Here is a 12,572-nt window from a genome sequence, read left to right on the forward strand (position 1 = left end):
GCGCGAAAACTTGTATACATTAAAAAAGGTCCAGACATGCCTTTCGGCCCGCCGGACCTGCACTTCAGATTGCGAGAGAGGGAACCGGCGCCATGACGAGCAAGCAGATTCATCTGGTCAGCTTCCAGATCCATTCGCCGATCAATCATACCGTGCTGAGCTGGGCCGCGCCCGGCGATACCCGGCTCTCCGCGATGAGCGACCTCAAGGCCTGGCAAAGCCTCGTTCGCACGCTTGAGCGCGGGAAGTTCGACGGGCTGTTCTTCGCCGACACGCCCGGCGTGTTCGACCGCTATAGAGACAGCCACGAGGACGCGGTGAAGTACGGCGTGTGCTGGCCCAGCCACGATCCTGTCGTACTGCTTTCCGCCCTTGCCGCCGCCACCGAGCATCTCGGTCTGGCAACCACGATGTCGACAAGTTCCTATCGCCCCTGGTCGATCGTGCGCCAGCTCTCGACGCTGGACTACCTGTCCGGCGGACGTGTCGGCTGGAATATCGTCACCGGCCACTTGCGCGGCGAACATCGCGCGCTGGGCCTCGAACAGCTCGAACATGACCGCCGATACGATGCTGCCGACGAATATATGGAGATCTGCTACCGGCTCTGGGATTCCATCGGCGAAGGCGCGATCCTGGCCGACCGCGAACGCGGCATCTATGCCGATCCCGACAAGGTGAATTTCGTCGACTTCAACGGTGAATTCCACAAGTGCCACACGGTCGGCCCGGTCCTGCCTTCGCCGCAGCGTCGCCCGGTGCTGTTCCAGGCCGGAACCTCCGGGCGGGGGCTGCGCTTCGGCATCGAGCACGGCGACGTGGTGTTCGCGATCCAGCCGAATCTGCCGGGAATGCAGCGCTACATGCGGCAACTCGAAGAAGCCGCTTCCGGTCTTGGCCGCAAAACCCCGGGCGTGCTGTTTGGCGTGCAGCCGATCCTCGGCGGCACCGAGGAGGAAGCCCAGCGCCATCTCGACGACCTGATCGAACGCTTGCCACTCGACGGTTGCCTTGCCCGCCTTTCCGGCACGATGGGCGTGGACTTCTCCGGCATCGAACTGGACCAGCCGATGCAGGAACAGGCGACCCAGGCTTCGCAGGGGCTGATGAAGGCCTTTACCTCGGTTCTGGGCGACAGGCCCTTCACCTTGCGCGAAGTGGCGATCAAGTGGGGCCTCGCCGTCGGCATGCCGCAGCTCGTGGGCACGCCCGATCAAGTCGCGGACAAACTGGAGAACATCTGGCGTGAGACCGGCTGCCACGGCTTCAACCTCACGCCTACGGTCATGGCTTCCTCAGTGGAAGGTTTTGTCGACGAGGTGGTGCCGATCCTGCAGAGGCGCGGGATCTATCGCACGGAATACGAAGGCACGACGTTCGCCAGAAATCTCGGGCTGAACTGATGGCCGCCATCGCCGAACGCGCGCACAATATACCCCAGCTTCGCGACCTCGCCCGCCGCCGCCTGCCACGCGCGATATGGGAGTTCGTGGAGCGGGGAACCGAAGACGATCTCCTGATCGGGCGGAACCCCGATGCCCTGCGCGCCGTGCAACTCCTGCCGCGCACCCTGCGCGACGTCTCCGCGCGTTCCGCAGAAATTACGCTGTTCGGGCGCCGCCAGCCGCTCCCACTGGTGATCGCGCCCACTGGGGTAGCGGATCTCATGTGGCACCGCGGCGAACGCGCCATCGCGAAAGCCGCGGCAACAGCGGGCATTCCCTTCACGCAGACCACCAGTTCCACCACCAGCTTCGCCGAGATCGCCAAAGTGGCCTCGTGCGGGCACTGGATGCAGATGTACCTCTGGGAAAGGCGCGACCTGTCATGGCAGGTCGTCGATGCCGCACGGGAAAACGGCGCGGAAGTCCTGGTGCTGACAGTGGATACGCCGCTCTGGCCGCTGCGCGAATTCAACCGCAGGGCCGGCATGTCGAACCCGGTGCGCCCGAACGCCCGCCTCGTCGGCGATTTCCTGCGCCGACCGCGCTGGCTCGCCTCGGTCATGGGCCGCTACATGCTGGAGGGCGGCTTGCCGCAGTTCGCCAATTATCCGGCGGAAGTCGGCGGACGGATCACCGGCAAGGTCTCACGCGTCGCCAATTCCGCCTCGGTCGACTGGAAGGACGTGGCCGAACTGCGCCGCCGCTGGCCGGGGAAGCTCGTGCTCAAGGGCCTGCTCCATCCCGACGATGCGCGGATGGCAGTGGATCACGGCGTGGACGGTATCGCCGTATCCAACCATGGCGGGCGCAATTTCAATTCCTCGCCGCCCGCTATCACCGCACTCGGCGATATCGTCGATGCCGTGGCAGGGCGCGCAGCAGTCCTGTTCGACAGTGGCATCCGGCGCGGCGCAGACGTGCTGAAAGCCATGGCGATCGGCGCGGACGCGGTGATGGTAGGCCGTGCGACGCTCTATGGCTGCGCCGCCGCTGGCGAGGCAGGAGCCCGACATGCGCTGGCGTTGCTCGCGAACGAGATAGACGTGGGCATGGCCATGCTGGGCGTGAACCGGCTGAACCAGCTTGACCGCAGCTTCCTGATGCCCGGAACCGCCGGGTTGCTGCGCTGAAACGAAAACCCCCGGCGGCATTTCTGCCAACCGGGGGCCCGCACCGTCATGAGCCGATCATCGGCCCCGTCGGTGCGCGGGGGGTATTGTCAGGTTCAATTGCCGCTAGCGCTCGCGCCAAGGTTGACCGAGGCGCCGGAGGCCGAGCCCGAGGCTCCTGCCGAACCCGAGGCGGCAGCATTGTGTCCGGCTGCACCGGCATTGGCGGAACCATTGCCCGATCCCTGGGCCTGCGCACTCTGAACTGCCGAGGCAGTTTCGCCGGCACGGTCACGCGCGCCGGATGCGGCGGAAGAAAGCTGTTGTCCGGCTGCGCTTCGGGCATTGCCGAGCGTCGATGCCGCATCACCCGGCAGCGTTCCCGCTGACAGCGCGCCATCGGCCGCGCCACTGCCGGAAAGCATGGCGCCCGAGGCGGTGCGGCTTGCTGTTCCGCTCGCGGTGCCGCTTCCCGTGGCGCCGAGCGATCCCGCCGAACCGGCCAGATTGCCTGCCGCGCCCGATGCCGTATCGCGGACCGCCGAAGTGTCCGGCGCGGAGATCGATGGCGCGTTCACCGACTTGCGGGCTCGTCCCTCGCCGCTGCCCCTGGCCGAAGACGTGACCGAACGCGTGGTTCGCGACACACCGATGTCGCCCGCGCCGCTACCCGCGCCGCCGATCGAACTCCCGACTGAACCAATGCTGCCGCCGAGCGAACCACCCAGCGAGCCGCCCAGTCCGCCGCCGCCCAGCAATTGGGCATTGGCAGTGCCGCTAACGGCTACGATGGCGAAAACGGTGATGGCCGTACCGAAAGAGAGCTTCTTCATGATGTCGTTCCTTCCTCTTGTCGTACCTGCCGCCAGGGCATCTCGCCTTGCCGGGGTGTCTGTGAGAGGAACGGATGGCCATTGCGCTTTCATCCGTGAGGAGGGCGTTTTTTTTATAAAAAAAACGCGCGGCCTCTTATGTACCCGAACGGCAGATCATGCAGAGCACGCCCCGTCCAGTCTGGCGCGATGCGCCGAATGCCTCGGAATTCGCGGCTTCAAGAGCCGAAGCGGCACTCCTGCCCTGCGCCATGCGAGCCGCGATGCGGGACGCCGCTAGAGGAGCGGCGAAGGACGTGCCCCGCAAACCGATGCGTCCCTTGCCAGGAACGATTGCCGACATGTCCGCGCCGGGAGCAGCATAATCCAGGTGGGATGCCCGTCCGGCCTCGATCAGCACCCGGCCCCGACCGTCCACTCCGGTCACCGCGACAACACCGGGATAGGACGCCGGGTAGGCAGGAGGCGCAGCGGCGCCGTCATTGCCCACGGCGGCGACCACCGCCATCCCTTTCGCGCGGGCAGCCGCCACCGCCCGCGCCAGCAACGGATTGGCAGGCCCGACCAGACTGATCGACACGACTGGCACCCCCTGCCCCGCCATCCAGCCAAGCGCGCGCGCGATAGCAAGGGCATTGCCGCCAGCCGGGTCCGAACCGTAGACATCGGCACCATAGATCCGCGCCGATCCTGCACTCTTGAGCAGCGAGGCGATCGCAGAAGCATGCTCACTGCCTTTGGGGGCGCCGCTGGCGAAACCGCGCTGAGCGACAAGCCGATCCGAGCCCGCAATCGCACCATCGATAACGCCGACCGTTCCCCCTCGTGGCAGCGCCGGCGTAGCAGGCTTCGCATTGGTCCCACCGGCGCCCACGCCTGACGGGAAATGAATCTGGTCAGCCGTGATCTCGCGGCCTGGCAGCGCCCGGCGCAAGATCTTGAGCCCGCGGGCGAGCGATTGCCCGGCGGGGACGGAAAGCCGCGCATAAGCGATGCCGAGATCCTCGATCACACCTTGCTCGATCGGCAGGAATCCCCGGTCCCGCGCGAGGGCAAGGCTGGCAGGGTCGGGATCGAGCAACAGTACCTCTCCGGCGCGGGCCGGTTCATGGCGATCATCCCAGTCCACCGCTCCCCGGCTTGCCATGACCAAGCCTTCCAGACGCGCGATACGCGCCTGCGCAAGTTGGCGCGCGCTGCGCTCGATTGTCGAGGTTGGCGCCAGTGCTCGATCCGTCAATTCCTGCGCGGCATCGCCAACCCGCCCCAAAGTGCCGAGCGGATCAATCCCGCCGGGAAGCGAAAGCTGTGCCTGCGCCGGCCCCGTCAGGGCCAGGAGCAGCGAGGCCAGCAATGCGTATGGTGTCTTCCCGCGCGGTATCATCAGTGGTCCGATAGCAAAAATAAATGGCGTCAGGGGATGAAACGGTGGCATCGGGACGTTTCATCCCGGGACATGGCAATTCGATGAGCAACAACGGCTTCTGCAACGAACTGACGGCACTGCTGCCACGCTTGCGGCGGTTCGCACGCGGGCTTGCGCAGAATGCCGCCGATGCCGACGACCTTTGCCAGTCGACCGTCGAGCGTGCGCTCAGGGCCCGCCAGCAGTGGCAGGAAGGGACGCGTCTTGACGCGTGGGTTTACAGGATCATGCGGAACCAGTGGATCGACGAGACCAGAGCAAGAGCGCGCCGGGCACAGACTTTCGCTCACGAGGACGAAGGCGCGAACATCGGCATGGCCGGGGACCGCGACGCGGAGAACCGCGTCGAGCTGAGCAATGTTGACCGCGCGCTGGCGCGGCTGCCGGAAGAACAGCGCGAGGCCGTCGTGCTGGTGCTGGTCGAAGGCTTCGCTTACCGCGAGGCCGCCGAGATGATCGGCATTCCGCAGGGAACACTGACCTCCCGGCTAGGTCGCGGCCGGGAAGCACTGATGAAGGAATTGGGAGAAGTGGCATGAGCGTGACGGCGGAAGAACTGATGGCGCTCGTCGACGGCGAGCTTTCGCCCGAAGATGCTGCGCGCGTCGAAGCCGCCATTGCGGCGGACCCGGAACTGGCCCGGCGGCTCGATGCCGAGCGCGGCCTTCGCGAAACCCTGCGCGGACATTTCGCACCGGTGGCCAGGGAACCCGTGCCCGATGCGCTCACCGACATGATCGCCCGCGCCGCCGCCGAGGAGGCGGAAGAGCAGATGACCGACAGCAACCACGCCGCACCGGCGCAGGTGCTGGACTTCGCGAGCGCACGCAGCCGCCGCGAGGAAGCCGAAAAGGCGCGCCGCAAGGCCGAAAGAAGATCACGCGCTCCGATCTTCGCGGATCGGCGCATGGCCTTCGCCATCGCCGCTTCACTGGTGCTCGGGCTGATGCTGGGCACCCGGCTTCACAGCGAAGGGCCGATCACGTCGAATGGCGACAGGCTGGTGGCCTCGGGTACGCTGGCAAAGGGGCTCGACCGCACGCTGGCATCGGCGGGAGGAGATGGCGACTTGCGTATCCTCACCAGCTTCCGGCGCAGCGACGGCGGCTATTGCCGCGTGTTCGAAGCCCGCGCGGCAACGGGCATCGCCTGCAAGGATGACCGCGACTGGGTTCTCGAGCGGACGATGAAGCCGGGCGACAGGGCAGCTGGTACTTACCGGCAGGCCGGGTCCGCCGGTGCCGCTTTGCTGGCGGCCGCGCAGGAGATGGCCGCGGGCGAGCCACTTGACGCCGCACAGGAAAGTGCCGCTCGCGAGAGAAACTGGCGCTGAACGAACAGCCACCAAATGAGCGCGCCCGGCTTCCCAAGGAAACCGGGCGCGCCTGTATCATCGGTGGAACCTCAGGCTGAGGAAGAAGGTGCGTCCGATCACATCGTAGACACCGGACTGTTCGCTCAGTTCGAAGTTCGCGCCGCCCGCCTCGGCACCGGGGATGCGCGGCGGCTTGCGGTCGAAGGCGTTGTTGAGCCCGCCTGACAGTTCGATATTGTCAGTGAGCGCGAAGAAGGCCGAGAAATCGTTGTAGAATACGTTCGGCGTCCAGATCTTGCTGTACTTCTCCTTGGTGATCGTGGTGCTGGCCTTCATCGGCGAGACGTGGCGCAGGCTCCAGGTGAAGCCCAAGCCGTCACGCGAATAGGTCGTGCGCACAACACCCTTCCACTTCGGAGAACCGAAGATTCCGGCATATTCGGTGATCGAATTGGGATCGGACGGATCGAGCGTGTAGCGACGATTGAGCAGGCGCGTGTAGTTGGCGTCGATCGAAAGCTTGCCCTCGTCGTCCGGCAGGCCGAGCCGTGCCAGCGGAACCGAATAGTTCAGGCCGAAATCGATACCCCGCGTCAGATACTGCGCAAGGTTCAGCTTCTGCGTCATCACCGCTTCGAGATTGCCGTTGGCGTCGCGCTTGATGAGGGGGCAGAAGATATTGTCGAGCGTCGGCTGATCCACGCACTTGTCGATCAGGGTCTGCGCACCGAACGCATCGATCGCATTGCGCAGGTCGATGTTGTAGTAATCGACCGTCAGCGACAGGCCCGGCAAGAAGCGCGGCTGCATCACCGCGCCGACCGTCAGCGTCTTGGCGGTTTCCGGCTTCAGGTCGAGATTGCCGCTCGAGATGATGTCACGGTAGAGCCAGTAGCTGGCGGTATCCGCAGGGCTGATCGCCGCGCAGTTCGCCGCCGTGTACTGCGTGCGGGTGGCCCGGTTGGCGAGGTTGTAGGTGTTGCACGGGTCCGTGATCCAGAGACCCGAAATGCTGTCCGCTGTGTAAAGCTCGCCTATGTTCGGCGCGCGCACCGCCTGACCGTAAGTCGCGCGGAAGCGGATGTCACGGATCGGCGCCCATTCGCCGCCGATCTTCCAGGTCGTGGTCGAACCGGCGGTGCTGTAGTCCGAAAGGCGCACCGCGCCGTCCAGCGAAAGCGTCTCGAAGAACGGCGTCTTCGCCAGCAGCGGGACGTGGACTTCGCCGTAGACTTCCTTGACCGAATACTTTCCTACCAGCGTTCCGGCGGTCGTGCCGATGGTGGGATCGTAAAGCGGGCTGTCCGGATTGTACTCGGGGATCGCACCGATATCGTTGCGCTCCTTGCGGTACTCTCCGCCCAGCACAACCTGCACCGCGCCGCCGGGAAGGTCGAACAGGCCGCCGCTAACGTAGCCGGACAGAACCTGCTGCGTCAGCGTCGATTTCGACCAGTGCGAGGTATAGGTGATGTAGTCGATCATCTCCGGCGTGAGCTTCACCAGGGGATTGATCGCCACGCAGCCGTTGCCGGGATCGTCGAGCGTGCTGCGGCAGATCGCCTTGCCGTCCGGCCCCGTCGTGCTGTCGAGGCCCAGATACCAGCGATCGTATGCAGTCGAATTGACGTCGCGCACGCGTTCGGTGGTCTTGCCGTAGGAGTAATAGGTCGAATAGTTCCACGGCTTGGAGAAGAGCGTGAAATCACCCTCGGCACCGGTCACGGCCTGGAACAGCGTGCGGTCATACTCGGTGCGCGGAGCGGCCAGTTCCATGAAACGCCGCGCGAACTGCACGCCGCCTGCCGGCACCGCACCGCCGTTGGCGACGCGCATCTCGTCCGTGATGTAGGGGCTGTCCGCCGGAACGACGTCGGTGCCGAAGGCGGTCATCTGGAGATAGCCGGCCTTGGACGTATTGTGCGCGAAAGTGGCGTTGGCGAAGAGCTTCAGCGCATCGCTGACCTCGAAGCTCGCCGATGCGCGGGTGTTGATACGCTGCGAGGGAACCGAGAGGAACCAGCCGTCATAGCGGCCATTATATTCGCCGCCATCGGTCAGCAAAGTGCCCAGCGGTTCGGTCGACGTGCCCAGATTGACGGGAACGGCGTTGACGAAACCACCCGGACCGAGGATCGGATCGCGCAGCGTGCCATTGCCGCTGACCGCGTAAAGCCTGCCGCCCAGCACCACTTGCGCGGCATCGGCGGTGTTGATGTTGCGAACGTGATCCTGGATGTAATAGGGGCTGGAACTGCTGGTGCGGGCGTAGATCGGATAACCGTCCGCCGTCCATGGCCGGTCCGCACCGCTGACGGTTCCGGGCGTGTTCTCGAAGAACCCGTAAAGCGTCACGTTGCCGCGATGGTCGGCAAAGTTGGCGCCGGCCAGCAGGTCGAACCCGTAGGTATCCATGTCGCCGCGCGTGGACGCACTGTAGCGCGTGTTCGCCTCGACCCCTTCGAAGTCCTTCTTGAGGATGAAGTTGGCCACGCCCGCAACCGCATCCGCGCCGTACAGCGCCGAGGCGCCGCCGGTGATCACCTCCACACGCTGGACAAGGCTGGAGGGAATATTGCTGAGATCGACCGCCGAAGTGCCCGGAATCGCCGCCACCTGACGGCGACCGTCGACCAGTACCAGCGTGCGCTGCGTGCCCAGGCCGCGCAGGTCGAGCGCATTGACGCCAGCGTTGCCCGCAAGGTTGCTGGTCTGGTTGGTCTGGGTGACGGCCAGTGCCGGAAGCTGGTTGACGACATCGGCGATGTTCTGCGTGCCGGTCGCCTTGATCTGGTCTGCATCGACGATCGAAAGCGGCGAAGGACTGTCGGCTGCGGCGCGGCGGATGCGGGAACCGGTAACGACGATATCGGCCGCCTTGTTCTCGCCCGCCGTGTCCTGGGCGGTCTCGGGCAGCGTCTGGGCGAAGGCCGCGGTTGAAAGGGCGCCAGCGGAAAGCCCCAGGCAACTCAGCATCAGCACGCACCGGAAACGCGCCACGGCGGACCCCGCGGCGAGGGCATTATATCTCATTGATTTTTGCTCCCTGTTGACCGCATGAATCCCCACATACGGTACACCGTATACGATATTATCATTTCTGCGTTGTCAAGTTGGGCGCAGCGCATTCAATCGGTTGCAATGCGGAGACCCTGACCGGTTGCGCTTTTCCTATATTGGTATACGATATATTTATCCGGTTTTCCGTTGCCGGAACAGCTTACCGTCAGGGGAAATGCCAAGTGCGTACCATCATCCATTCGAGCGCGATCGGAAGCCTGATGGCGAGCCTGCTGGTTTCCGCAGCCGCCCATGCGCAGGCTCCAACCCCGGAATGGGAGCAGCCGGATGTCATCCGGCAAGGCGCCGAACCGATGCATGCGACTTTCGACGGGTTCGAGACGCGCGCCGCCGCCTTGTCGCGAGAAACCGCAAAGTCACGCTACCATCTCTCGCTCGACGGTAACTGGAAGTTCCAACTCTCCAGGACACCGGAAACCCGCCCTACCGATTTCTTCGCCGAGGATTTCGACGCAAGCGGCTGGGGAACCATGAAAGTCCCCGGCATCCTCCAGGCCGAGGGTCATGGACGGCCGGTGTTCGTGGGCAGCGGCTATCCCTTTCCGCGCAACCAGCCCTGGATCGACCACAGCCTCAACGAAGTGGCGTCCTACCGCCGCAACTTCACCGTTCCCGCCACCTGGTCTGGCCGACGCCTGCTGCTGACCGTCGGCGCGGCGGGCGCGGCCTATTACATCTGGGTCAATGGCCAGCGCGTAGGCTATTCGGAAGACTCCAAGCTGCCCGCCGAGTTCGACGTGACGCGCTATGCTCATGCCGGCAACAACACCGTCGCCATCGAACTCTACCGCTTTGCCGATGGCAGCTATCTGGAAGACCAGGACTTCTGGCGCGTCAACGGGATTGAGCGCAGCGTCACGCTCTACGCCGCACCGGCTACGCATATTCGCGACCTGACCGTCGATGCGGGGCTGGAGAACGGGTATCGTGACGGCAAGCTGGCCGTGAAGGTCGACCTGGCCGGACAGGCCGCCGCGATGCGGATCCGCGCGACGCTGCTTGACGGCAGGCGCGAAGTGCTGGTGCGCGAAGGCCCGGCAGACGGAAGCGCCGTTTCCCTCTCAGCGACCATTCCCGCCGTGCGAAGCTGGTCGGCCGAAGATCCGCAGCTTTACACCTTGCTGGTCGAGCTGCTGGGCGCCGATGGCAAGCTGATCGAGGCGACCAGCCGCCGCATCGGCTTCCGCACGGTGGAGATCGCGGGCGGTGAAGTGCGCGTGAACGGCAAGCGCATCATGATCCGCGGCGTCAACCGCCACGAGCACGATCCCAAGACCTTCCGCATCGTTTCCGAGGAAACGATGCGCCGCGACATCGAACTGATGAAGGCGGCCAACGTCAACGCGGTGCGCACCTCGCACTATCCCAACGATCCGCGCTGGTATGACCTTGCCGACGAATACGGCCTCTATGTCATGGACGAAGCGAACATAGAGAGCCACGGCTACCTCAGCCTTTCGCAGGAACACGGGAACGACCCGAAGTATCTGCTTGGCAACGACCCGAAATGGCTCGCGGCCCATCTCGACCGGGTGGAGCGCATGGTCGAGCGCGATCGCAACCATCCCTCGATCATCTTCTGGTCGCTCGGCAACGAAACCGGCATCGGCAGCAACTTCGAAGCCGCCGCCAAGTGGGTGAAGGCGAACGATCCCACCCGCCTCGTGAGCTTCCTTGGCTGGAGCATGAGCAACTGGCGCCATCCGACGAACAGCTACGTCGACATCTTTGCGCCAATGTATGACGATGTCCCCAAGATGGTCGATTACGCCAAGGATCCGGCGTTCACCCAACCGCTGATCCTGTGCGAATATGCGCATTCGATGGGCAACAGCCTCGGCGATCTCGAAGGCTACTGGCGAACCATGCGCAGCTATCCCAAGCTGCAGGGCGGCTTCATCTGGGACTGGGTGGACCAGACCATGCTTCTAAAGGACAAGGATGGTCGTCCGTTCTGGGGACAGGGCCTCGACTACGATCCCGACCCGAAAGCCCCCGGCGTACATGGTGACGACAGCCCGGTGGGCGACGGCGTGATCCAGTCGGACCGGACGCCGGACCCGGAATACTACGAACTGGCCAAGGTGCAGTCACCGATTGCCTTCACGCATGACGCTGGCGGATACCGCGTAGTCAACCGCCACGACCACATCGACCTCTCGCGCTTCACGCTGGACTGGACGATGATGGAAAACGGCAAGGATGTCGCCAGCGGCACTCTGGCCACACCGCAGGTCGCGGCCGGCAGTTCAGCGGCGCTCACCGTTCCGGTTCCGGCTGCGAGAAATGCCTCCGCAGAGCGCATCCTGGTCCTGCGCGCCCGTGCCAGGGCTGGCGCCGTACCCTCGCAGCCGGCCGGGCATGTCGTCGGCTGGGAGCAGTTCGAGCTATCCGGCCCGGTCGCAGCGCCCGCCACCGCGGGCACGGTCGCTCCCGGCGAGACCGCCTCTGCGCTGCGCTTCGAAACGGGCGGTGCCGTGCTGGAGATCGACAAGGCAACCGGCCTCGTCACCCGCTACGAACGCGGCGGCAAGCTGCTGCTGACCGGCGGCGCGCCGAACTTCTGGCGCTCGCCGACCGATAACGACGTGGGCGCGGGCGTGCCCAAGAGCCACGCTATGTGGCAGTACTTTTCCGAGCATCGCCGTCTCGAGACGATCACGCGTGAAGGCAATGCCGTGATCGTCCGCCATGACATGGGCGTCGGCTCGGTGAAGACCGAAACGCGCTGGACGATGGCAAGCGACGGATCGGTGGGCGTCACAATCCATTTCGAGCCGCTGCGAGACACCCTGCCCGATCCGCTCCGCGTCGGTCTCGCCTTCGAGACCCCGGCCGAACTCGATCACGTCCGCTGGTTCGGGCGCGGTCCGCAGGAAACATACGCCGACCGCAAGACCGGCGGCATGATCGCCCAGTGGCAGGGTTTGCTGGCGGATCAGTTCCACGACTACGCCCGTCCCCAGGAATCGGGCAACAAGACCGACGTTCGCTGGATCGAACTGACGGGAACGAAGACCGGCAACAAGGTCGGGCTGCGCATCACTGGCGCGCAGCCGCTTTCGGTCAATGCCCTCGCGTTCCCCTATGCCGATCTCGCGATGAAGCCGCCTGGTCAGGCGCACAGCTCGGACATCCGCCCGCATGGCAGCGGAACGCTGCTGATCGATGCCGCGCAGGCGGGCGTAGGCGGCGACACCGGCTGGAACCTCGATGGCCGCGCGCACATGCCCTACCGCATCGAACTGAAGCCGCTCACCTATTCCTTCACGATCGGCGGAGCAGACTGACAACGACCTTCGCCCTGCCAGCCCCCTCGGAGGCGGGCGGGGCGAATGCCGTCCCCACGGGACGCAATATCAA

Annotated in this window: 8 protein-coding genes; 5 read left to right on the forward strand and 3 right to left on the reverse strand. The window is 65.0% G+C overall.

The window, feature by feature from the left end; all coding sequences use genetic code 11:
• Positions 1-92 precede the first annotated feature (92 nt).
• Positions 93-1,403 carry an NtaA/DmoA family FMN-dependent monooxygenase gene (locus ACXJ16_RS20680; protein ID WP_463923216.1) on the forward strand — a complete coding sequence of 437 codons (1,311 nt, stop codon included), beginning with the start codon at positions 93-95 and terminating at the stop codon, positions 1,401-1,403.
• Positions 1,403-2,575, forward strand: coding sequence for an alpha-hydroxy acid oxidase (locus ACXJ16_RS20685; protein ID WP_463923217.1), 1,173 nt, complete (start codon positions 1,403-1,405; stop codon positions 2,573-2,575). The genes ACXJ16_RS20680 and ACXJ16_RS20685 overlap by 1 nt, the downstream gene beginning before the upstream one ends.
• Before the next feature lie 95 nt (positions 2,576-2,670).
• On the opposite strand, the gene ACXJ16_RS20690 is transcribed toward ACXJ16_RS20685, so the two are convergent.
• Complete coding sequence (locus ACXJ16_RS20690; protein WP_463923218.1) at positions 2,671-3,387, reverse strand: hypothetical protein; 717 nt, start codon at positions 3,385-3,387, stop codon at positions 2,671-2,673.
• A gap of 136 nt (positions 3,388-3,523) precedes the next feature.
• The gene (locus tag ACXJ16_RS20695; protein WP_463923219.1) at positions 3,524-4,771 is read right to left on the reverse strand and encodes a S8 family serine peptidase; all 1,248 of its coding nucleotides are present in this window, start codon (positions 4,769-4,771) and stop codon (positions 3,524-3,526) included.
• Positions 4,772-4,854: 83 nt separating this feature from the next.
• On the opposite strand from ACXJ16_RS20695, the gene ACXJ16_RS20700 reads away from it, so the two are divergent.
• Positions 4,855-5,352 (forward strand): RNA polymerase sigma factor, encoded by a 498-nt coding sequence (locus ACXJ16_RS20700; RefSeq protein WP_054439074.1) that lies wholly within the window; start codon positions 4,855-4,857, stop codon positions 5,350-5,352.
• Positions 5,349-6,146 (forward strand): anti-sigma factor family protein, encoded by a 798-nt coding sequence (locus ACXJ16_RS20705; protein WP_185999814.1) that lies wholly within the window; start codon positions 5,349-5,351, stop codon positions 6,144-6,146. Before ACXJ16_RS20700 ends, ACXJ16_RS20705 begins: the two co-directional genes overlap by 4 nt.
• Positions 6,147-6,203: 57 nt before the next feature.
• Here ACXJ16_RS20705 and ACXJ16_RS20710 read toward each other — a convergent pair whose 3' ends face one another.
• On the reverse strand, positions 6,204-9,161 hold the full coding sequence (locus ACXJ16_RS20710) for a TonB-dependent receptor domain-containing protein (RefSeq protein ID WP_463923220.1): 2,958 nt from the start codon (positions 9,159-9,161) through the stop codon (positions 6,204-6,206).
• A gap of 209 nt (positions 9,162-9,370) precedes the next feature.
• Between ACXJ16_RS20710 and ACXJ16_RS20715 the strand changes: the two genes are divergently transcribed.
• A complete protein-coding gene (locus ACXJ16_RS20715; protein ID WP_463923221.1) occupies positions 9,371-12,499 on the forward strand; it encodes a glycoside hydrolase family 2 TIM barrel-domain containing protein in 3,129 nt (1,042 codons plus the stop codon).
• The last annotated feature ends 73 nt before the right edge of the window (positions 12,500-12,572 follow it).

The sequence above is a fragment of the Novosphingobium sp. TK71 genome, from assembly GCF_055361505.1.

Coding starts and splice junctions, on each gene's coding strand:
- ACXJ16_RS20680 (WP_463923216.1), top strand. CDS start 93: ATGACGAGCAAGCAGATTCATCTGGTCAGCTTCCAGATCCATTCGCCG.
- ACXJ16_RS20685 (WP_463923217.1), top strand. CDS start 1,403: ATGGCCGCCATCGCCGAACGCGCGCACAATATACCCCAGCTTCGCGAC.
- ACXJ16_RS20690 (WP_463923218.1), bottom strand. CDS start 3,387: ATGAAGAAGCTCTCTTTCGGTACGGCCATCACCGTTTTCGCCATCGTA.
- ACXJ16_RS20695 (WP_463923219.1), bottom strand. CDS start 4,771: ATGATACCGCGCGGGAAGACACCATACGCATTGCTGGCCTCGCTGCTC.
- ACXJ16_RS20700 (WP_054439074.1), top strand. CDS start 4,855: ATGAGCAACAACGGCTTCTGCAACGAACTGACGGCACTGCTGCCACGC.
- ACXJ16_RS20705 (WP_185999814.1), top strand. CDS start 5,349: ATGAGCGTGACGGCGGAAGAACTGATGGCGCTCGTCGACGGCGAGCTT.
- ACXJ16_RS20710 (WP_463923220.1), bottom strand. CDS start 9,161: ATGAGATATAATGCCCTCGCCGCGGGGTCCGCCGTGGCGCGTTTCCGG.